This window comes from Pseudomonas sp. GW822-FHT07A10, from assembly GCF_058798795.1.
Genome location: NZ_JBXAKV010000021.1, coordinates 17084 through 39678 on the forward strand (window position 1 = coordinate 17084; position 22595 = coordinate 39678).

General features: G+C 61.4%; 10 protein-coding genes. 5 read left to right on the plus strand and 5 right to left on the minus strand.

All coding sequences use genetic code 11. The features are described from left to right. Positions 1-97: 97 nt before the first annotated feature. Both AC1RL4_RS26645 and AC1RL4_RS26650 read right to left on the minus strand, forming a co-directional pair. Positions 98-1423, minus strand: coding sequence for an ATP-binding protein (locus AC1RL4_RS26645; protein WP_019582488.1), 1326 nt, complete (start codon positions 1421-1423; stop codon positions 98-100). Next, entirely contained in the window at positions 1420-2100 is a 681-nt protein-coding gene (locus AC1RL4_RS26650) for a response regulator (protein ID WP_019582489.1), read from the minus strand. The genes AC1RL4_RS26645 and AC1RL4_RS26650 overlap by 4 nt, the downstream gene beginning before the upstream one ends. 325 nt (positions 2101-2425) lie before the next feature. On the opposite strand from AC1RL4_RS26650, the gene AC1RL4_RS26655 reads away from it, so the two are divergent. From AC1RL4_RS26655 to dsbG, 4 genes are all read left to right on the plus strand, one after another. Next, positions 2426-3121 carry a hypothetical protein gene (locus AC1RL4_RS26655; protein ID WP_019582490.1) on the plus strand — a complete coding sequence of 232 codons (696 nt, stop codon included), beginning with the start codon at positions 2426-2428 and terminating at the stop codon, positions 3119-3121. A gap of 84 nt (positions 3122-3205) precedes the next feature. Further along, positions 3206-4939 (plus strand): protein-disulfide reductase DsbD, encoded by a 1734-nt coding sequence (gene dsbD / locus AC1RL4_RS26660; protein WP_028939034.1) that lies wholly within the window; start codon positions 3206-3208, stop codon positions 4937-4939. Next, a complete protein-coding gene (locus AC1RL4_RS26665) occupies positions 4939-5805 on the plus strand; it encodes a TlpA disulfide reductase family protein (RefSeq protein ID WP_019582492.1) in 867 nt (288 codons plus the stop codon). The genes dsbD and AC1RL4_RS26665 overlap by 1 nt, the downstream gene beginning before the upstream one ends. Further along, positions 5781-6548 (plus strand): thiol:disulfide interchange protein DsbG, encoded by a 768-nt coding sequence (gene dsbG / locus AC1RL4_RS26670; RefSeq protein ID WP_018929978.1) that lies wholly within the window; start codon positions 5781-5783, stop codon positions 6546-6548. Before AC1RL4_RS26665 ends, dsbG begins: the two co-directional genes overlap by 25 nt. Before the next feature lie 51 nt (positions 6549-6599). On the opposite strand, the gene AC1RL4_RS26675 is transcribed toward dsbG, so the two are convergent. Beyond that, positions 6600-7424: an alpha/beta fold hydrolase gene (locus AC1RL4_RS26675; protein ID WP_028939033.1), complete on the minus strand. Its 825-nt coding sequence runs from the start codon at positions 7422-7424 to the stop codon at positions 6600-6602. Between the two features lie 81 nt (positions 7425-7505). After that, positions 7506-20489, minus strand: a complete 12984-nt coding sequence (locus AC1RL4_RS26680) for a non-ribosomal peptide synthetase (protein ID WP_493120516.1) — start codon at positions 20487-20489, stop codon at positions 7506-7508. Positions 20490-20869: 380 nt separating this feature from the next. Here AC1RL4_RS26680 and AC1RL4_RS26685 point away from each other — a divergent pair, with 380 nt between their 5' ends. Continuing rightward, positions 20870-21418, plus strand: a complete 549-nt coding sequence (locus AC1RL4_RS26685) for an RNA polymerase factor sigma-70 (protein WP_019582495.1) — start codon at positions 20870-20872, stop codon at positions 21416-21418. Positions 21419-21511: 93 nt separating this feature from the next. On the opposite strand, the gene AC1RL4_RS26690 is transcribed toward AC1RL4_RS26685, so the two are convergent. Then, a complete protein-coding gene (locus AC1RL4_RS26690) occupies positions 21512-22525 on the minus strand; it encodes a GNAT family N-acetyltransferase (protein WP_019582496.1) in 1014 nt (337 codons plus the stop codon). Positions 22526-22595: the final 70 nt, after the last annotated feature.

Consider the following 22595-nt stretch of genomic DNA (forward strand, 5'->3'; position numbering starts at 1 on the left):
AAGCTGCCGGGGACGATAACGCCGTGGGGGCCGGGTGGCCAACGGAGAGACGTTACATTTGGTGTGCGACATAGACACCCTTTGGGAGCGGTGTCTGTTAGACAGGTTGCAACGGCATCGTCAATTCAACCCGCAAGCCATCCGGCCGGCTGTCGAAATGCAGGGTACAGCCGCAGCGCTGGACGATGGCCTGGACAATCGCCAGGCCGAGGCCGCAACCGGTGCTCTGGCCGTTGCGCCAGAAGCGTTGAGTCAGGTGTTGCAAGTCGTCTTCGGCAATTCCCGGGCCGTGGTCGCGCACCAAAAAGTGCACACGATTGCCATTGGTTTCCAGGCTCAGCTCCACCGCCCCATCGCCCGGCGTATGGCGCAGGGCGTTGTCGAGCAAGTTGCGCAATGCAGCAATCGACAGCACTGCGGGCATTTGCAGCGGCGCATCGGAGAATCTGGCCGGCACCTGAAACTTGATCCGCTGACGATCGCCGCTGGCCGCATCCTGAATCGCCAGTTTCGCCACCTGCTCAGCGCTGCACTGCACGCCATCATCGAACGACAGGCTGCCCTCGACACGCGCCAGCAACAGCAATTGTTCAAGGGTACGGTGCAGGCGGTCGGCGCCCTCTTCAGCCCGGGCCAGGGACTGATCCCGCGCGGCACCGTCGGTCATGCGCGCCACTTGCAGATGGGTTTTGATCGCAGTCAGCGGGCTACGCAATTCGTGCGCCGCATCACCGGTCAGGCGCCGTTCACGCTCGATGGTCTTGCCGATGCGCTGGAACAACTGATTCTGGGTTTCCAGCAACGGCTGCAATTCGCTGGGCAACGGCTGGATCTGCAATGGCTCCAGAGAATCGGCGCTACGCCGCATCAACGCATCGCGCATACGATTGAGCGGTGCCAGCCCCTGACCGATGCCGAGCCACAACAGGCACAGGCAGCCAAGCAGCGCCACGCCGACCGGCACCGAAGCCGCCAGCAGAATGGACATGTTCAGCGCTTCACGCTCGATCTGCCGGTCGGCGGTAGTGATGCGCACATCGCCCCGCGCCAGGGTGAAACTGCGCCATGGCGCGCCGTCGATAATCTGATCGTGGAAGCCCATTTTCTCGGCTTCCAGCGCTTGCTCGGGGTTGCTGTGGCTGCGGGCCAGAATCTCGCCGCGCAACGAGCTGACCTGACAGGCCATGCCGCCGGGGATATTCAGTTGTTCAGCGCTGAAATGGGTGCCCTCGCCCTTGCTCGGCAACGCCGGCAGTTGCTCCAGTAGCCCGGCGACCATCCGCGCCGAGGCGACCAGCCGCTGGTCGAGGGAAAACATCATCTGGTTGCGCAGATCGCTGAGCATCCAGGCGGCGGCCAGGGCCCAGATCAGCGCAAATGCGGCGCCGAGGGTCAGGCTCAGACGCAAACGCAGGCTCATCACTTCGATTCTTCTCCGCCATCGGCCGGCCCCAGGCGATAGCCCAGGCCACGCACCGTCTCGACAATGCCATTGCCGAGTTTACGCCGCAGGTGATGGATATGGACGTTAAGGGCGTTGCTTTCCAGCTCATCGTTGAAACCGTAGACGCTGTCTTTCAGTTGCTCGGTTGAGAGTACGCGACCACGGTTGTGCAGCAAGGCTTGCAACAGCGATTGCTCGCGACGGGAAAGGTCCACCGGCTGGCCGCCCAGCATGGTTTCGCGGCTGCTCGGATCGTAGGTCAAACGACCGTGCTCGATCAGGTTAACGCTGCGCCCCGCCACTCGCCGCAGCAACGTGTGCAGGCGCGCTGCCAGTTCGCGCAGGTCAAAAGGCTTGAGCAAGTAATCGTCGGCCCCGGCCTGCAAGCCGTCAACGCGATCGGTGACCGAATCCCGCGCCGTGAGAATCAACACCGGAATCTCCAGGCCGCTGTGACGCAACTGCTGCAACAGCTTCAGGCCATCCTCATCGGGAAGGCCAAGGTCGAGCACCATGACATCGAACTCAGCCACCTTGAGCATCGCCCGGGCAGTCGACGCGGTGGCGACGTGCTCGACGGTCAGGCCTTGTGCGGTCAGGCCGGCAACAATACCGCTGGCGATCAGCTCATCGTCTTCGCAAACCAGTACATGCATGGGAGCCCCCAGGACAAAAAAGCGAGTGAAGCAGCTGAGGATTAAGCCGCAATTATGGCAAGGCCCACTGCCGACGAGAAGCATCGCTGCCGTTCAGCCGTCGCACCAGCGTATCAGAGGGGTATTTGATAATCGCCTGATCATTTCAGTGCGTCAGTTAGTTGGCAGTACACAGACCGGTTTCAAACCGAAACAACCTCCCTCTAAAAAACCATACTGAATAGCATTACATCGCGATAATCTAAACCCGACACAAACCACAACCAACCACTCATTTAAAAACACCACACAAACAAAACCTCACTTAACTGAAAGGATTCAGTTCATGCCAAAACTCAACAACTTTGTTGCCGTCGACTGGCGCGCCGGAAAAGATAAAATCTATTTCTTCTTCAAAGACACCAATCAATATTCACGATTTGATATTGCCTCGAACACGGTAGAAGCGGGTTTTCCTGCCAATATTACATCCGGTAATTGGGGGGCCGTTCATGCTCAACTCAAAAACCTGCGTTTCGGATTCACAGCTCCTGCACTGGGCGGTTCCTGGGGCGGAGGCGATGATATTCTGTGGCTATTTTATTACGGCGGCGATACGCCGATGGTCTGCAAGTACGATCAGGACCTTGACAAGCCAGTCGCAAACTATCGCCTTGAAAACTCCCCATGGCACTCCCTACTTCCTTACTTTGACAACATAGTTGCCGGCACGTGGTGGGATACCTTTGCGCCAAAAAATGTATTTCGATTCCTGATGAATGATGGGCACTACATCACCTTTAACTACATCACAAAAACAACCACACGACTGCCGATAACGCCCGACTCCTGGCCAGGACTGTCACACTATAAAGATCGAATTATAACGGCGGTGCAAAACGACGCGCCCCTTATCGACACCTACTACTATATTTTCCTCACGAACAACGAATACATCAGGTACAACCTCAAGAACAACAAGGCAGAGACCGGCCCTGTGAAAATCAATGACGGCAATTGGCCCGGACTCTTGCGGGGCTGAGGTTCAAGGCCAGGCGGCGGTTAATCATCGGTTAATCGCCGCCACCCATTGTGCACCTCACTTGCACAGGGATAAGGCTTACCCATGCGTCGACTGTTTCTATTTTTCGTTCTCTTGATCTCGGGTGTAGCCCAGGCAGGGACCAATCCGTTCGAAGCCAAACCCGAATTTCTGCCGGTGGAAAAGGCATTCGTCTTCACCTCCGAACGCCTTGATTCAGGTGAAACACAGCTCTATTGGCAGATTACCGACGGTTATTACCTCTATCAGAAGCGTCTGAAATTCGATGGCTTGCTTGGGGAGCAGCGTCCTGTGTTACCCGAAGGTGAAACGCACAGTGACGAGTTCTTCGGAGAGCAGCCGGTATATCGTCAGGGTCTGGAACTGAAGATTCCGGCCGGTGCCACCGGTCAGATCAAGGTAGGTTTCCAGGGTTGTGCCGATGCCGGCTTGTGTTATCCACCGCAGACTCAGGTCGTGGACCTGGGCGGCAATGTTGCCACTGCAGTGGTCAACGAAGCACCGGATCAAGCCCTGGCCAGTGACCTGCAACAACGTGCGCTGGGCTGGAGCTTGTTGGTGTTCTTTGGTCTGGGCCTGTTGCTGGCCTTCACCCCTTGCTCGTTGCCGATGCTGCCGATTCTGGCGGGGTTGATCGTTGGCAGTGGTGCCACGCCCAAACGCGGTTTTGCCCTCGCCGGCAGTTATGTGATCAGCATGGCGCTGGTGTATGCGGCGATGGGTGTTCTGGCGGCATCGCTCGGCGCGAACCTTCAAGCGCTGCTGCAGAATCCATGGCTGTTGGGCAGCTTTGCGGCGGTGTTCGTACTGCTGGCCTTGCCGATGTTCGGTTTTTTTGAACTGCAATTGCCGGTGGCCGTGCGGGATCGGCTGGAACATGTTTCACGCAGCCAGCGCGGTGGCAACCTGATGGGCGCCGGTGTGCTGGGGGCCTTGTCCGGTCTGTTGGTGGGACCGTGCATGACTGCCCCATTGGCCGGCGCCCTGCTCTATATCGCCCAGAGCGGCAATGCGCTGCACGGCGGGTTGATTCTGTTCGCCCTGGGCATCGGCATCGGTGTGCCGCTGTTACTGCTGGTCACCGTCGGCAATCGCTTCCTGCCTAAACCTGGCGCATGGATGAACCTGCTCAAGGGTGTGTTCGGTTTCCTGTTTCTCGCCACGGCTTTGCTGATGCTGCGTCCGGTGCTGGATGAATCGCTGTGGCTCGGTTTGTGTGGCGGTTTGCTGCTGATCACCGCCTACAGCGCCTGGAAGCAGTCCCAGGGATTTGGCCGCGTGGCCCACCTGTTCGGCGCCAGTTCGCTGCTGTTGGGGTTATGGGGCAGCCTGCTGGTGGTCGGTGCGGCGGGCGGCAGTGACGATCCGTATCAGCCGTTGCAGGTGTACAGCGCCGGTCGTACCGGCGCTGTCTCGCCGAGCGCTCACGATGCATTCACTACGATCAAGGAGCCCGCGTCCCTGCAACGTGAGCTCGACGCCGCCAAGGCCCAGGGCCAATGGGTGCTGCTGGACTACTACGCCGACTGGTGTGTGTCGTGCAAAGTCATGGAAAAACAGGTCTTCGGCAAACCCCAGGTGCTGGATGCGCTGAGCGATGTGCGCTTGCTACGGCTGGACGTCACCGCCGACAATGCCGCCAGCCGCGAACTGCTCGGCCGTTATAAAGTGCCGGGGCCGCCGAGCCTGTTGTGGATCGGCACCGACGGCGAAGAGCGTCGCAGCCAGCGCATCACCGGCGAGGTCGATGCTGGCACTTTCCTGCAACGCTGGACCACCACCCGAGACGCTCGTTAATGCTGACCTTTACCCTCGGCACCTTTGCCATCGCGCTTAACCATTTGCTGCTGATCAGTGCCCTGGCGCTGGCGACGTTTGTCGGCTGGCGGGTGGCCAAGCGTGGCGGCGAGAACCCGGAATCGGTACTGTTCAGCCTGTTCCTGTTGGGCATGTTGGCGGCCCGGGTCGGCTTCGTGATTGCCTACTGGGCACATTATCGCAACGACCCGTGGCAGATCATCGACCTGCGCGACGGTGGTTTTCTTGCCTGGCCAGGGGTGGTCGTGCTCCTGCTGGCGACGTTGTACCGAGGCTGGCGTCAACCGGGCCTGCGTCGGCCGTTGGGCTTTGGCGTGGCCAGCGGTCTGGTGTTCTGGCTGCTGGCGAGTTTCTCCCTGAGTATTTACGAACAAGGCACGCGCCTGCCGCAGATCACCTTGCGCAATGCCGCTGGCCAGACCCTACAACTCAGCGACTACCAGGGCGGCCCATTGGTCATCAACCTCTGGGCCACCTGGTGCCCGCCGTGCCGCCGGGAAATGCCGGTGCTGGAGAACGCCCAGCAACAGCGCCCGGACCTGACCTTCCTGTTCGTCAACCAGAGCGAAAGCATGCAGAGCGTCGCCACTTTCCTCGAAACCCAGGGCCTGAGCCTGACCAACGTGCTGTTCGATGGCAGCGGTCGATTGAGCCAGGCCGTGGGTTCCATGGCATTGCCGACTACGCTGTTCTATAGCCCCAACGGGTATCTGTTGGGCAGTCACCTGGGTGAGTTGTCGGAAGCCAGCCTGGCCCGCGCCCTGGAACACTTCGACACCCCGAACCCGGCCACCTCGGCCACGCCTTCAAGGAAATTGCCATGCTCCGCCTCCGCCACCTGCTGACACTGACCCTGGGTGCTGCCCTGCTGCACCTGCCGTCGGTACAGGCCGAAGAACTGCCTGAAGCAATCAAGAAGATCGAAGCCAAGGGCGCCAAAATCGTCGGTACCTTCGACGCGCCCGACGGCCTGCGCGGTTACGCGGCGCAGTACCAGAACCGCGGCATGACGCTGTACCTGACCCCGGACGGCAAACATGTGCTGCTCGGCAATCTATACGACGCCGACGGCAATGACCTGAGCAGCGCACCGTTGCAGAAACTGGTCTACGCGCCGATGGCCAAGGAAGTCTGGGGCAAGATGGAAGCAAGCAGTTGGATCGGTGACGGCAATAAGGACGCACCACGGGTCGTCTACCTGTTCAGCGACCCGAACTGCCCGTACTGCAACATGTTCTGGGAACAGGCACGGCCGTGGGTCCAGGCCGGCAAGGTGCAGTTGCGACACATCATGGTCGGCATCATTCGCGAAGACAGCCCGGGCAAATCCGCCGCGCTGCTGGCCGCCAAGGATCCGCAGAAAGCCCTGGAAGAACACGAGAAATCCGGCAAGGGCAGCTCGCTCAAGGCCTTGAAGGACGTACCACCGGCGGTTCAGGCGAAACTGGCGGCGAACATGAAGTTGATGGAAGACCTGGAACTGGCCGCCACTCCGGCGATTTTCTACATGGATGAAAAGGGCCAGTTGCAACAACAGCAAGGCGCGCCGTCGCCGGACAAGTTGCTGAAGATTCTCGGGCCCAAATAAAGATCAAAAGATCGTCCGAAGGCTCGGGCCGCGTTCGGACGATCTTTTTAATCAAGCGCTACACGGATTTCTGTCGGCCAGAAATTTCAGCAGCGCATCTGTAACAAACTGCGGATTCTCCAGACTGGAAATATGCCCCGCCTCCGGCACCAGCACATACGGGCAACCGATCAACTCGGCCATCTCTTGGGTTTCCGATGGCGGCCGAGGTTTGTCCTGGTCGCCACACATCAACAGCGTGGTTTCAGGGTTCAGCTGAGCCAGGCGCGGCAACAAATCATCACGACTAAACGTGATCCGCCCCATCGGCACGATGCTTTCACGCAGCCGGTTGACTGGCAATGCAGCCAGCCTGGCGCGGAAATCCTGATACAAAGCCGACTGCGGATCGATGCCCGGACGGAAGAAGATCGGCACAATAATGTCGAGCAGTTGCGACGAGATCTCACCGCTGTCTTCGATCTGTTTGAACAGCGAGAAGTAATACTGACGAGTCGGTTCCGGTTCGACACCAACGTAAGTATCCATCAGCACCAGCCCGTTGAGCCGCTGCGGCGCCGACAGTGCCAGGCGAACGCCCCACATGCCACCGACCGAAAGACCGACCAGCGTGACGCGATCGATGTCCAGATGATCGAGCAATGCCAGTGCCTGACGCGCCACGTCATCCAGCGACGTCATGCCCTCGGGCATCCGCCCGGACTCGCCATGGCCCCAGAGGTCCAGGGCAATGACCCGATAGTGCTGCGACAGCACCGCAATCTGCGGCGCCCACATGGCCTGGTCCCACAGGTAGCTCCCGGCCAGCAATACCGCCGGACCTGTGCCTTGATCTATGTAGTGAAGCGCTTGTCCATCAACCGTTACGAAGGGCATCGACTGTCTCCCTGGTGAAGTAGGATCCATAAAAAAAGCCACGGGAAGCCTGAGCCGCGTGGGCTCGGCAGTCAACCCGGATTAAAGGCCCTCCAGCTCCGCCATCAGGTCATTCAACCGATCCACCTTCTCCTCGGTAATGTCGCTCGCCGCCAACCCGTCGATGTACTCGGCCAACTCCGCCACCGTGCTGCACTCGAACATCGCCCGCAGCGGCACGTTGCGTTGCAGGGCTTTTTGTACCCGCGAGGCAATTTGCGTGGCCAACAGCGAATGCCCACCCAGCTCGAAGAAGTTGTCACGCACACCGACCTTCTCAACCTTCAACACCTCAGCCCAGATATCCGCCAGGGTTTGCTCCAGCTCATTGCCCGGCGCCAGATAGTCCTGGCTCTGCAACTGGCCGATCTCCAGTGCCGGCAAGGCCTTGCGATCGAGTTTGCCGTTGGCGTTGAGCGGCAGCTTGTCGAGCCACAACCAGTGCAGCGGCACCATGTATTCCGGCAACTCGGCACGCAGGCGCTGCTTGATCCGCTCCAGTCGTTCGTTCGGATTGAGCGCCGAATCCGCTGCCACCAGATAGCCGACCAGATGCTTGCCGTTGACGCCCTCCTGCACCCCGACCGCCGCGTCGCGGACTTCCGGCTGCTCATGCAGACGCGCCTCGATTTCACCCAGTTCGATGCGGTAACCGCGGATCTTCACCTGATGGTCGATGCGTCCGACGTATTCCAGCACGCCATCACTGCGCCGACGGGCCAGGTCGCCGGTGCGATACAAACGATCACCCGGTGCGCCGAACGGGTTCGGCACAAACACCTGCGCGGTGCGCAACGGATCGTTCACATAACCGCGCCCCACCCCAGTGCCGGCCACGCACAACTCACCCACCGCCCCCAACGGCACCAGCTCCTGCGCGCCATCGAGCAGGTACAAACGGTTGTTGTCGGTCGGCGTACCAATCGGCAGATAACTGCCACGCGTCGAGGCCAGGTCGACCCGGAAGAACGCCACATCGTCCGAGCATTCCGCCGGGCCATATGCGTTCACCAGTCCCATCTGCGGGTAACGCAGCAACCATTGATGCGCCAGTTCCGGCGGCATCGCTTCACCGGTGGGCAACATCCAGCGCAGGCCATCGAGGCTCATGCAGTCCTGGGCGAGCATGCCCTGAATCAGCGACGGCACGCTTTCCAGCACGCTAATGCCCTGGCTCTGGACGTGAGCCAGCAAGCCTTGCGGATCATGGGCGATGCTGTTCGGCACGATGTCCACCCGAGCGCCGAACAACGGCGCCGCGAGGAATTGCCAGACCGAAATATCGAAGCTTTGCGAGGCAGTCTGGGCGATCACATCGGCGTCACTCAGTTTCAAGTACGGCACCTTGCTCAACTGGTTATTGAGCATGCCGCGCTGCTCGACCATCACGCCCTTCGGCAGGCCGGTGGAGCCCGAGGTGTAGATCACGTAGGCGAGGTTGTCCGGGCCACTGTAAATACCTGGATTGGCCACCGAAACGTCGCTCGCCTGCACGTCTTCCCAAACCAGCAATCGAGGCCGGTTGGCACAACCGAATTCCTCCAGCAGCGCGACGGCTTGTTCACGGCACGCCTGAGTACAGACCAGTAACGGCGTGCGGCTCAGGTCAATGATCCGGCTCAGGCGCTGACTCGGCAGGCCCGGGTCCAGCGGCAAGTAACCGGCACCGGCCTTGAAGCTGCCGATGATCATGCCCAGCAGATCGAGGTTACGCTCGGCGAGCAGCGCCACCGGTTGATCGAGGCCGACGCCTGCAGCGATCAAGGCATGGCCGAGACGGTTGCTGCGCTGGTTCAGCTCAACATAGCTGTGTTGCTGATCGAGACAACTGGCGGCAATTCGCTGCGGATGCCGGGCAACCTGCGCTTCGAACAGTGAGACATAGCTCTGCTCCAGCGGATAGTCGTGTTGGCTCTGGTTGCAGCCATGGATCAGGAAGTCCTGTTCCTCGGCGCCCAACAGCGGCAAATCGGCCATGTCACCGTGGAAGCCCTCGACCAGCGCCAGCAACAGGCGCTTGAACTCACCGAGCATGCGCTCGACGGTGGATTCGTCGAAGTAACGCTGGTCGTAGGACAAGTGCAAGCCCAGGTCATCCCCCGGATAGCAGACCGCCGTCAACGGGAAGTTGGTGTGGGTGCGGCCCGAATCCGAAGTGGCATTGAGGCTTTGCGCACGGTCCAGCACCGAGACTTCCACCGGGGCGTTTTCGAACACGAACAGGCTGTCGAACAGTGGCTGGCCTTTAGGCAACTCGCTGTTTTCCTGAATGCTCACCAGCGGCAGGTACTCGTATTCGCGCAGTTGCATGTTGCTGTCGAGCAAACCGCTGAGCCACTGACGAACGCTGCAGCGCTGATCGTCCTCGGGCATTTTCACCCGCAGGGCGATGCTGTTGATGAACAGCCCAACGGTGCGCTGCATCTCTGGCATCTCCACCGGACGCCCGGCCACCGTGACGCCGAACAACACGTCGCGATCGCCGCTCAAGCGACGCAGCACCAGCGCCCACGCCGCCTGGGCGAAGGTGTTGACGGTCAACTGATGGGCCTGGGCCAGTTCGCGCAATTGCGCGCCGTCCCGGGCATCAAGCCTCGTGTAACGGTCGCCGACGATCATGCCGCCGCTGTCGCCGGCATGTTCACGCAGGAACGGCCGGTCGCTCGGAATCGGCGTGGTGCGCTCGAAACCTTGCAGGCTCTGCCGCCACCACTGCCGCGCCTCGGCCAGGCTCTGGCGTTGCAGCCAGCCGATGTAATCGCGATAACGCGGCGGCACGGCCAGTTGCGCTTGCCGGCCTTCGCCGAGGGCGGTGTAGATCTCGAAGAAATCGTTCATGAGCAGCGAACGGCACCAGGCATCGATGAGGATGTGGTGGTTGCTCATCATGAACCAGTAGCGCGCCGCGCCCACACGGATCAAGCGCAAGTGAAACGGCGCCTGATTGAGCAGATCGAACCCGGCCTCGCGCTCGCTTTTCAGCAGCGCCTGCAGCTTCGGTTCTTGCTCGGTTTCGGCAACCGCGCTCCAGTCCAGATACTCGATCGGCGTGCTGCCCGGTTTATGGATCACTTGCAGCATGTCTTCGCCGACGTTCCAGCAGAACGACGCGCGCAAGGCTTCGTGGCGGGCGATCACCGCTTGCCAGGCCAGAGCGAAACGCTCGGGGTCGAGCTCGCTGTTGATGCGGTAGCGGTCCTGCATGTAATAGAGGCCGGTGCCCGGCTCGAGCAAGGTGTGCAGCAGCATGCCTTCCTGCATCGGAGTCAGCGGGTAGACGTCTTCGATCATCGACGCTGGAACCGGCAGTGCGTCGAGTTGCGGCTGAGTCAATCTGGCCAGCGGGAAGTCCGACGGTGTCAGGCCGCCCGCGTGGTCGCTCAGGCAGTGCTGGATCAGGCTGTGCAATTCATCCAGATACGCCTGCGCCAAGTCGGCGATGGTTTGCCGGTCGTGGCGTTCGGCGCTGAAGGTCCAGCGCAGCACCAGTTCACCACCGTACACCTGACTGTCGATGCTCAGTTCGTTGGGCAACGGCGCATGCGGATCATGGGCCGCACCCACCGGCTCATCGAGCGGACGGAACAGCGCATCGCTGCCGAAGCTCTGGTCGAACTGGCCAAGGTAGTTGAAGGTGATCGGCGCCACCGGCAGCGCGGCCATGGTCTGTCGGCACAGGCCATCGGCCAGGTAGCGCAGCACGCCATACCCCAGGCCTTTATGCGGCACCGCGCGCAGTTGCTCCTTGATCGCCTTGATCGATGCACCCTGCCCGTTCGCAGGTGTGAGGCGCAGCGGATACGCGCTGGTGAACCAGCCGACAGTGCGGGTCAGGTCGATTTCGTCGAATAGGGTTTCGCGACCGTGGCCTTCGAGTTGAATCAACGCCGACGCATGACCGCTCCAGCGGCACAGCACACGGGCCAACGCAGTCAGCAGTAAATCGTTGACTTGGGTGCGATAAGCCGCCGGCGCCTGTTGCAACAGTTGGCGGGTGTGCTCGCTGTCGAGGCGCACGCTGACGGTTTGTGCGTGACGATTCTGCTGCCCGCCCCGAGGCCGATCACACGGCAATTCAGCGCTTGGGCCGGCCAGTTGCGCCTGCCACCAGCTCAATTCTTCCCGCAAGGATTCGCTGCCGGCATAAGCCTGCAACCGTGCGGCCCAGTCCCTGAAGGCACTGGTTTTCGCTGGCAGTTTTACTGACTGCTCTGCGTCCAGTTGGCGATAAACCGTTTGCAGATCGTCCAGCAGCACCCGCCACGACACCCCGTCCACCACCAAGTGGTGAATGGCAATGAACAACCGTTGTTGCCCCTCGGGATCATCGACCAGCAGCGCCCGCAGCAGCGGCCCTTGTTCAAGGTCGAGGCTGCGCTGGGCTTCGGCGAACAGCGCCGCGCATGTGTCCATCGTCGGCACCTGCACTTGCCACAGCACGGCAGCGTCGGAAACTGCCTGATGCTCGGCCTGCCAATGACCGGCGACTTCGGTGAAGCGCAGGCGCAAGGCATCGTGCTGTTCGATCACTGCCAGCAGCGCTTGCTCCAGGCGATGCGGCTCCAGCGCCACGGTCGGCGCCAGCAGCAACGCCTGGTTCCAGTGTTGACGCTGCGGGATTTCGGTGTCGAAGAACCAATGCTGAATGGGCGTCATACGCGATTCACCCGTGAGCAAACCTTGCTCGGCGGTGAACTGCTCGGTGCGGGTCGCCACCGCAGCCAACGTCTGTACGGTCTGGTGCTGGAACAGGTCGCGCGGGCTGAAGTGAATACCCTGCTGCCGCGCCCGGCTGACCACCTGGATCGACAGGATCGAATCGCCGCCCAGTTCGAAGAAGTTGTCGTTAAGGCCGACCTGCCGCACGTTCAACACTTCGCACCAGATGCCGGCCAGGGTCAGCTCAAGTTCGTTGCTCGGCGCCACGTATTGCTGACGATTCAACTCCGGGTCCGGTGCCGGCAGTGCGCGGCGGTCGAGTTTGCCGTTGGCGGTCAGCGGCATCCTGGCCAGCAGGATCAAGTGCGTCGGCACCATGTAATCCGGCAACTGAGATTTGAGGTGCGCCTTCAACGCTTCGCGCAGTGCAGTTTGTTGCGCTTCATCCTGCTCGGCCACGTTTGTAACCAGATAGCCCACCATTTGCTTGCCGCTCGGCGCATCGAGCGCCAGCACGACCGCTTCACGGATCGACTCATGTTCCAGCAGACGGGTTTCGATCTCGCCCAGTTCGATGCGAAAACCACGGATCTTCACTTGATGGTCGATACGGCCGAGGTACTCGACCAGGCCATCGGCGCGCTGACGGACAAGGTCGCCGGTGCGGTACAAGCGTCCGCCGTTCGCGGCAAAAGGATCAGCGACAAAGCGTTCGGCGGTCATCCCCGGACGTTGGTGATAACCCTGCGCCAGACCGGCGCCGCCGACATACAACTCGCCGGTCGCGCCTTGCGGCAGCAACGCCAGATCGGCGTCGAGAATGTACGCCACCCGAGCGCCGATCACGCTGCCAATCGGCACGCTGCCCAGCCCTTCCTCCAACTGCTCGGGCGCCAGGCTGGCGAGCGGCATGACCACGGTTTCGGTCGGGCCGTAAGCGTTGAAAAACAGGCTCGGCTTGAACGCCGCGCGAATCCGCTGCAAGTGTTCGCCAGTCAGGGCTTCGCCACCGGTGATGCACATGCGCACCGGCAGGGTTTCGCCCTGGGTCGCCAGCCATTGCGCCAACTGACTGCCGTAGCTTGGGGTGAAGCCGAGGATGTTGATGTTGTGGCGACGAATCAGCCCGCAGATTTCCTGCGCGTCCCACTGGCCTTGAGCGCGAAGGACCACCTGCGCACCGCTCAATAGCGGCACCAGCAGACGCTCGGTCGCAGCATCGAAGTTGATTGAATAAAAATGCAGCTCGCAATCATCCGGGCGCATGCCGAAACGCTCGATCACCGCGCGGCAATGCATGGCGATTTCACCGTGGGACACCACCACGCCTTTCGGTTTTCCGGTCGAGCCCGAGGTGTAAATCAGGTACGCCTGATGCTGCGGCATACTGATAAACGGCAGCTCGCTGGCTGGGTAATTGGCCAGGTCCGCGGCATCGTCTTCCAGGCACCAACGACCGACGCTGGCCGGCAATTCACCGAGTGCTGCGAACATCGCCGCATCGCTGAGCAACAAACCGATGCCGCTGTCTTCGATCATGTAGCGCAGGCGATCCAGCGGGTATTCCGGGTCCAGCGGCACATAGGCGCCGCCCGCCTTGAGGATTGCCAGCAAGCCGATGACCATCTCCAGCGAACGTTCCAACGCCAAGCCGACCCGCACTTGCGGCCCGACACCGCGCTCACGGAGCATCCAGGCCAGACGATTGGCGCGGCTGTCGAGCTCGGCGTAGCTCAAGGTTTGCCCGGCGAACGTCAGCGCCGGCGCGCCCATGCGCACCAGCGCCTGCTCAGCGAACAGCTGATGAATGCATTGATCGAGGCGATGCTCACCCGGCTCGATGCCGAGGCTGCCGAGCAGGTTTTGCTGTTCAGTGGCGTCGAGCAACGGCAGCTCACTCAAGCGCTGTTGCGGATCGGCCAGCAACGCTTCCAGCAGATTGCGCCAGTGCCCGGCCATGCGTGCAATGCGCGGCTCATCGAACAGATCGGTGCTGTAAGTCAGGCAGCAACCGAGGCGATGGTCGAGGTCGGTGACTTCCAGGTTGAGGTCGAACTTGGTCGCGCGCGCATCGTTGGCCAGGTACTCGACGGTCATCCCGGCCAGGGTGCGGCGCTGCTGGAATTCCCAGCGCTGCACGTTGCACATCACCTGGAACAGCGGGTTGTACGCGGCGCTGCGCGGTGGCTGCAGGGCTTCGACCAAGTGATCGAACGGCAGGTCCTGATGGGACTGGCCTTCGATCACCGTGTGGCGAACCTGCTCGAACAACTCGCCCACGGACATCTGCCCGTCGAGCTGGCAACGCAGCACTTGGGTGTTGAGGAACGCGCCGATCAGCCCTTCGCTTTCCGGGCGAATGCGGTTGGCCACCGGCGCACCGATGCGCAGGTCGGTCTGGCCGCTGTAGCGGTAAAGCAGCACGGCCAGGGCGGCAGTCATGGTCATGAACAGGGTCAGGCCGTTGTCTGCGTTGAAGGCACGAACCCGCGCCGCGAGGTCATCGCTGAGGTCGAAGCGGAACAGTTCGCCCTGATGACTTTGCACCGGCGGACGCGGACGATCAGCCGGCAATTCCAGCAGCGGATGTTCACGGCCCAGTTGCGCGGTCCAGTAATCGAGCTGGCGCTGACGTTCGCCGGATTCCAGCCACTGACGCTGCCACACGCTGTAATCCAGGTACTGCACCGGCAAGGGTTGCAGTGGTGATTCGCGGTCATCGACGAACGCTTCGTAGAGCGCGCTGAGTTCCCGGGCGAAGATGTCCATCGCCCAGCCTTCGGTGACGATGTGGTGCAGGGTCAGCACCAGGTAATGTTCGTGCTCGGCGGTCTTGACCAGGCAGGCGCGCAGCAACGGTCCGGTTTCCAGATCGAAAGGCGTGTGCGCCTCGCTGTCGGCCAGTTGCTGGACTCGCTGCTCACGGGTATCGGCCGCCAGCGCGGAGAAATCCTTCCAGTCCATGCGCAGGCCGGTGTCCGGATGCACCTGTTGCCGGGCCACGCCGTCGACGCTCGGGAATGTCGTGCGCAGGGTTTCGTGACGCAAGATCAGCGCTTGCAGCGCCGCTTCGAAACGCCCGACATCCAGCACGCCGCGCAAGCGCGCCATGCCGCCGACGTTGTAGGCCGGGCTGTCCGGTTCCATCTGCCACAAGAACCACATGCGTTGCTGGGAATAGGACAACGGCACCGGTTGGCGGCGGTCGACCTTCTCGATCGGTGGCTGCCGGTTGGTTTTGCCGCTGGCCTGGATCAAGCGAACCTGTTCGGCAAACGCGCCCAGCTCACTGGCCTCGAACAGCGCTCGCAACGGCAACTCGACGTCGCAGGCCTGACGGGTACGGGAGATGATTTGCGTGGCCAGCAGCGAGTGGCCGCCAAGGGCGAAGAAGTCGTCGCGCAGACCGATCTGCGTCTGGCCCAGCACTTCACGCCAGATGCCGACGATTTGTTGCTCAAGCGCCGTGACCGGTTCAACGTGCTCGCGGACGTGCCACTGAGGTTCCGGCAAGGCGCGGCGATCGAGTTTGCCGCTCGGGCTCAAGGGCATTTGGTCCAGACGCATCAGTTGCGCCGGCACCATGTATTCCGGCAACTCGGCGGCCAGCACGGCTTTCAGGCGTGCGGCTTGAGTGTCGAGGTCTTCAGTGGAATCAGCGGCGGTGTAGTAACCGATCAACTGCCCGCCGACCGCCGTTTCGCGCACCAGCACCACCGCTTGGGCGACGCCGGATTGTGCCAACAGCCGCGCTTCGATCTCTTGCGGCTCGACACGAAAGCCACGCAGTTTGACCTGCTGATCGAGACGACCGAGGTATTCGATTACGCCATCAGCGGTCCAGCGCGCACGGTCGCCGGTGCGGTACAGACGCGCGCCCTGCTCGCCCAGTGGATCGACCACGAAACGCTCAGCGGTCAGCCCCGGACGGCCCAGATAGCCCCGGGCCAAACCGATACCGCTGATGCACAGTTCACCCGGCACGCCGGCCGGCACCGGGTTGAGGTCACTGTCGAGCACCCGGCACAGCACGTTGCCCAATGGCCGGCCAATCGGCGAGCGCTCGCCATCGGCGGTTGTGCAGTGCCAGTGGGTGACGTTGATCGCGGTTTCGGTCGGGCCGTAGCGGTTGTGCAGTTGCACCGCCGGCAGTTGCGTCAGCACGCGGTTGCGCAGTTCGGTGGGCAAGGCTTCGCCGCCGGAAAACACCCGGCGCAGGCTGGTGCATTCGGCGGTCAGCGGTTCGTCGATGAACAGCGAAAGCAGCGGCGGCACAAAGTGCAGCGTGGTCACGCCGTATTGCTGAACCAGTTGTGCGATGCGGTGTGTATCGCGATGTTCGCCGGGACCGGCGATCAGCAAGCGGCACCCGGTGATCAACGGCCAGAAACACTCCCATACCGACACGTCAAAACTGATCGGGGCTTTTTGCATCAGCACGTCGGTATCGTTCAGGCGATAAGTGTTCTGCATCCATTGCAGACGTTCAGCGAGCGCTGCGTGAGTGTTGCCAACGCCCTTGGGCTGGCCGGTGGAACCAGAGGTATAAATCACGTAGGCCAGGTTGTCGCCGTGCAGGTGCAGACCCGGTGCATGGCTTGGCCAGTTCTCCAGGTGCAGGGCATCCATGGCAATCACGCAGACGCCATCAGTGGCCGGCAAGCGGTCGAGCAATTCGGTTTGGGTCAGCAACAACTCGACGCCACTGTCGCTGAGCATGTAGGCCAGGCGCTCAGCCGGGTAATCCGGGTCCAGCGGCACATAAGCGCCGCCGGCCTTGATGATCGCCAGCAAGCCGATCAACAACTGCGGTGAACGTTCGGCGGCGATGGCCACGCACACATCCGGGCCGACGCCTTTGTCGCGCAGGTAATGCGCCAAGCGGTTGGCCTGAGTATGCAGTTCAGCGAAGTCCAGGCTGCCGCCGTCCCACAGCAACGCGGTGCGCTCCGGGATCTGGCGTGCTTGTTCGCTGAGCAGTTCCGGCAACCACTGCTGCGCCGGTTTGCACGGAGCAACGCTCCAGTCATTTTGCTGAGCCTGTTCGGCGGCGGTCAGCAGTTGCAGATCGCCGATCGCTTGTTGCGGACGCTCACAGACGGCGAGCAGCAGGTTGCTGAAATGCTCGGCCAGACGCTCGATGGTCGCCGCGTCGAACAGTTCAGTGGCGTAGTCGAACGACAGACTCAAGCGCCCGTTGCGGTCTTCTTCGCTGTGCAGTTGCAGGTCGAATTTGGCTTCGCGGCTGTGCCACGGCAGCTCTTCGGCGAGTAGCCCCGGCAAGCGGCGCAGTGCACTGAGATCCCGTTGCTGGTGGTTGAACATGACCTGGAACAAACCTTGTTCGCGAGCCTGGGGGAAGGCTTCGAGCAGCTGTTCGAACGGCAGGTCCTGATGCGCTTGCGCGCCCAATGCGGCTTGCCGGGTTTGCGCCAGCAACTCAATGAACGGCAGACGCGAATCCACCTCGGCGCGCAGCACCTGAGTGTTGATAAAGAAGCCGATCAACCCCTGGGTTTCCAAGCGTGGACGGTTGGCATTCGGCACGCCGATGCGGATGTCGCGCTGGCCGCTGTAGCGATGCAGCAGGCTCTGGAACGCTGCGAGCAACAGCATGAACGGTGTCGATTCATGGGCCTGGGCGGTCTGGCGAATCGCGTTGCTCAGGCTCGCGTCCAACCGCAGGGTGTGGCGGGCGGCGCTATGGGTGTGTTGTGCCGAACGTGGGTGGTCGGTGGCCAGGCTCAGGGTCGGATGCTCATCACCCAACTGCTCTTTCCAGTAAGCGAGTTGCCGTTCGCCCTCCCCTTGCGCCAGCCACTGGCGCTGCCAACTGCCATAGTCAGCGTATTGGGTCGACAAGGCCGGGAGGCTGGTGGTCTGGCCTTGAGAGGCCGCCGCATACAGGCGCGAGAATTCATCGATCAGAATGTTCAGCGACCAGCCATCCGCGATGATGTGATGCATCGTCACCAGCAGTTGATGATCCTCATCGTCGAGGCGCACCAGGGTCACCCACAGCAGCGGGCCGTTCTCCAGGTCGAACCGGGTGCGGGCTTCGTCCTCGCGGATTTGTTGCGCGCGGGCTTCACGCCCGGCGGCAGGCACGTCGCTGATGTCGATCACTTGAAGATTGAATGCAGCGCCAGTATCGACCTGTTGCAGGGCCACACCGTCGCGCTCGAAAAACCGCGTGCGCAGGGATTCGTGACGCTCGATCAGTTGCTGGAAACTGGCGCGCAAGGCGTCTTCGTTCAGTTCGCCGCGCAGGCGCAAGGCGCCGGGAATGTTGTAGGCGCTGCTCTGCGGGTCGAGTTGCCAGGTGATCCACAAACGGTTTTGCGCCAGGGATTGCGGCATGGCGTCGTTGCGCGACAGCTGAGTGATCGCGCCTTGGGCGAGGCCGCCATCCTGTTGTTGCCGGGCGACGGCGGCGGCGAACGCGCCGAGGGTCGGCGCTTCGAATAACAGACGCAGACTCAGCTCCAGACCCAACGTTTCACGCAGGCGAGCAACCACTTGGGTGGCGGCGATGGAGTTACCGCCGAGCAGGAAGAAGTGATCGTCGGCGTTGACCTGCTTGACCTGCAATTGCTCGCACCAGATCTGGCCGATCAGGGTTTGCAGTTCTGAACTCGACTCGCTGCTGCCTTCACTTTCGTTCGCTGCCGACGGGAAAACCGCATAGCTGTCGAGGCTGCCATCGGCCAGGTGATTGCGGCAGGCCGAACGTTGCAACTTGCCGCTGGAAGTCTTGGGCAGCGCCCCCGGATTAAGCAATACCACTACGCTCGGCGCTTCCTGATACGCCTCGGCCACTGCCTGGCGGATGGCTTTGATCAGCGCCTCGGGCGGCAGGATTTTCTGCACGCTGCGGCTGATTTCTGCGGCGATGCCGATACCTTCCTGTCCCTCGAGGTTGACCGCGAACGCAGCCACGCGACCTTTGCGCACCATCTCCACTTCACGCTCGACGGTCTGCTCGATGTCCTGCGGATAGAGGTTATGGCCACGAACGATCAGCATGTCTTTCAGGCGCCCGGTGATGAACAGTTCACCGCCACGTAAAAAGCCCAGGTCGCCGGTGCGCAGCCAGGTGCGGCCTGCGTGCTGGACGAAGGTCTTGGCCGTGGCTTCAGGGTTGCGCCAGTAGCCATGGGCGATGCTCGGCCCGGCGGCCCAGACTTCACCGACCGTGTTGTCGGCGAGTTCTTCGAGCGATACCGAATCGACAATCAGCACCGCATGATCCGGCTGGCTGATGCCGCAACTCATGACCGGACTGCCGTCGCCCGGTTCGGCGCGGTTTTGCGCCAACGCCTGATCGTCCACCCGCAATGTCGGAATACCCTGACCGCGCGGAGTGCCGGCAACGAACAGTGTCGCCTCCGCGAGGCCGTAAGAAGCCATGAAGCTGTCCGACGTAAAACCACAGGCCGAGAACTTCTCGGCGAAGCGTTCCAGGGTGTCGAGGCGAATCGGTTCAGAACCGGAATACGCCACGCGCCAGCCGCTCAAATCAAGGCGCTCCAGAGCCGATTCGCTGACGCGCTCGCTGCACAGTCGATAGGCGAAGTCCGGCCCGCCGCTGATGGTGCCGCCGTATTCGCTGATCGCTTCCAGCCAGCGCAACGGGCGACCGAGGAAGTACGCCGGCGACATCAACACGCACGGCACACCACTGAAAATCGGCTGCAGCAGACCACCGATCAGGCCCATGTCGTGGTACAGCGGCAGCCAGCTGACAATCACGTCATCAGGATTGAGGTCGATGCCAAAGCCGTGACGAATCAATCGTTCGTTGGCCACCAGGTTGCCGTGGCTGACTTGCACACCTTTAGGCAACGCGGTGGAGCCAGAGGTGTATTGCAGGAAAGCGATGTGCTCGCCTTGCAGGTCCGGCGCAACCCAGTGTTCAGCCAGGGCGCTGTCGAGGGTGTCGACACATAGCAGCGGCGGCGCCCCGTTGATTTGCAGCAAGGCGTCGCGCAGGTCGGCGCTGGTCAACAGCAGGCGCGGCTCGGCATCGCTGATGATCGACAGCAGGCGCTCTTGATGATGACGACGGGTCGATTCCGGCGGATAGGCCGGCACCGCGATCACCCCGGCGTACAGGCAACCAAAGAACGCCGCGACGTAATCCGGGCCGCTGGGAAACAACAGCACCGCGCGATCACCGAACGACGCCTGGGCCTGCAAAGCGCCGGCAATGGTTCGCGCCCGTTGGTCCAGCTCACGATAACTGAGCACCACAGCCTGATCCTGGGTTTCGGCGAGAAAACGCAAGGCCACCCGGTCCGGCGTCAGGGCCGCGCGGCGCTGGAGGGCTTGGACCAGTGTGCTGGGGAGTTCGAACGCGTCGGTCATGAGGTTTCCTGCCTGAATTCGGCTTGCAAGTGGAATCGGTTTTCATATTTCACGCCCGTTCACGGGCATGCAGGACGCGGTCTTCGCCGACCGCGCAAGGCTTGGGAATGCTGTTTTGGCCGGGGTTTGCGCCCGCAGCCATTCACCAATGAGAACGGATGAGGTCTTGGAATAATTAGTCGCCGGGCTTGAGCGCCGGCAGGCTTGTGGCCGGTGGGTGAGTCAGCGTGTTGCCGTTCTCACTGCGCACCTTCATGAAGCATTAATTCTCTTTCTCAATTGACAATCATTATCATTCAACATAATTTGTCGCTCGATATGTAGGACGGCTCCGACCCCCTTGTCGTCCCACAACCCTATTTGCAGCAAGGTGATTTCCAATGACGGAACAAGTATCCACAAGCAGGTGCGATTCACCGCTACTTCAGGCCTTCGTCGACAACCGAATGATTCTGGTCAAGATTGCCGCCCGTATTACCGGCTGCCGATCCCGCGCCGAAGACGTGGTGCAGGATGCGTTCTTCCGGTTGCAATCGGCACCGCAGATCACCTCGTCCATCAAGGCACAGCTCAGTTACCTGTTCCAGATCGTGCGCAACCTGGCGATCGATCACTACCGCAAGCAGGCGCTGGAGCAGAAGTATTCGGGCCCGGAAGAAGAAGGCCTGAACGTGGTGATCCAGGGCGCTTCGCCGGAAACCTCGCATATGAATTTCTCGACCCTGGAAAACATTGCCGATGCACTGACGGAGCTGCCCAGCCGCACCCGTTACGCCTTCGAGATGTACCGCCTGCACGGCGTGCCGCAAAAAGACATCGCCAAGGAACTGGGCGTCTCGCCGACCCTGGTGAACTTCATGATTCGTGATGCGCTGGTGCATTGCCGCAAAGTGTCGGCCAATCGTGCGGACACCTTCGCACGTCGCTAAAAGCTTCGCGGGCAAGCCTCGCTCCACAGGGAATATTGCCTGTCACTGTAGGAGCGAGCGGTGCGGCGATCCGACTTGCCCGCGAAGACTGACTCAAGCCAACGAACACCGATCAAAAAACCGCTCACGCCCCAGCATCATCAGCGCCGCGCGCTTGTGCGGGAAGTCGAACTCTTTCTCGCAGTGAAAACACTGATTATGCAGATGCCCGATCATCTTCGCGTTGTCGGCGCGAGGTTCGGCGACCACCCTTTGAGTGCGCGGATCATCGAGAAACAGGTAGTGCACCAGCGCCGATAACCAACTCGCCACTTTGTGCGGGCCACGGTGATTTTCCTCACCCACCAGCATATGAATGCCACGGTCGTAATCGGCGACATCATAGAACGGCGCAATGCGATCTTCCTTGGCCCAGTAGGCTTCAAAGTAGGCAAACGGCTGATCATCGAAGCAACCGATCAGGGTCAAGGTGTGCGGGTCGGCTTCGAGCTTGCTCAGGTATTCCCGATGCTTCTCGAGGCTGCCCTCCTCCTGCCAGAAACTCGCGACCCGCGGGCTGTTCTGCCAGCGGTTGAAACGCACCAGATCCTGCTCGATTTCTAGTGTACGCAGGGAAACCCATGCACCGAGCCGCGCATCAAAGCGTCGATAAACCTCACCACGGGGTTTCACCGCACGCTGGGGGTGGCGCTTGCCGTCACTGATGACCATCTGCTGTGGATAGCTACCGGTCAACGACTCACCCAGCCAAGGCTGAGGCAATTGCCAGAACAGTGTGCGTTCACAGCGATATTGACCGTTGACGTCGGTCGCGATCAGCAATCCGCTGAGCAAGGCTTCGGTGGGCACTTGATCGAGGTGCCAGGTCAGACGCTGACACTGCGCATCACGGGCAAACAGCCAATAACAGGCCGCCCAGAATGCTTGACCGTCAGGACGGCCAAAGCGCTCCTCCAGCCGCAAATGCAACTCGGGCTCGCGGGTCAGCCGCAGTTCGATCAGCGGCTGCCCTTCCAGGCTGAGGCTCAGGCGACTTGTGGTTTCATCGGCTACAAGACGGTTGCCTGACGGCAAGGCCAGGGCGGTCAGGTCATTCAGATTGGACATGGATCGGGCTCACGGTAATCGTCGACAGTTAACTGAGGTGACGTGAGCCAGGCAGGGAAATTTAACGAAA

Coding starts and splice junctions, on each gene's coding strand:
- AC1RL4_RS26650 (WP_019582489.1), bottom strand. CDS start 2,100: ATGCATGTACTGGTTTGCGAAGACGATGAGCTGATCGCCAGCGGTATT.
- AC1RL4_RS26655 (WP_019582490.1), top strand. CDS start 2,426: ATGCCAAAACTCAACAACTTTGTTGCCGTCGACTGGCGCGCCGGAAAA.
- dsbD (WP_028939034.1), top strand. CDS start 3,206: ATGCGTCGACTGTTTCTATTTTTCGTTCTCTTGATCTCGGGTGTAGCC.
- AC1RL4_RS26665 (WP_019582492.1), top strand. CDS start 4,939: ATGCTGACCTTTACCCTCGGCACCTTTGCCATCGCGCTTAACCATTTG.
- dsbG (WP_018929978.1), top strand. CDS start 5,781: ATGCTCCGCCTCCGCCACCTGCTGACACTGACCCTGGGTGCTGCCCTG.
- AC1RL4_RS26675 (WP_028939033.1), bottom strand. CDS start 7,424: ATGCCCTTCGTAACGGTTGATGGACAAGCGCTTCACTACATAGATCAA.
- AC1RL4_RS26680 (WP_493120516.1), bottom strand. CDS start 20,489: ATGACCGACGCGTTCGAACTCCCCAGCACACTGGTCCAAGCCCTCCAG.
- AC1RL4_RS26685 (WP_019582495.1), top strand. CDS start 20,870: ATGACGGAACAAGTATCCACAAGCAGGTGCGATTCACCGCTACTTCAG.
- AC1RL4_RS26690 (WP_019582496.1), bottom strand. CDS start 22,525: ATGTCCAATCTGAATGACCTGACCGCCCTGGCCTTGCCGTCAGGCAAC.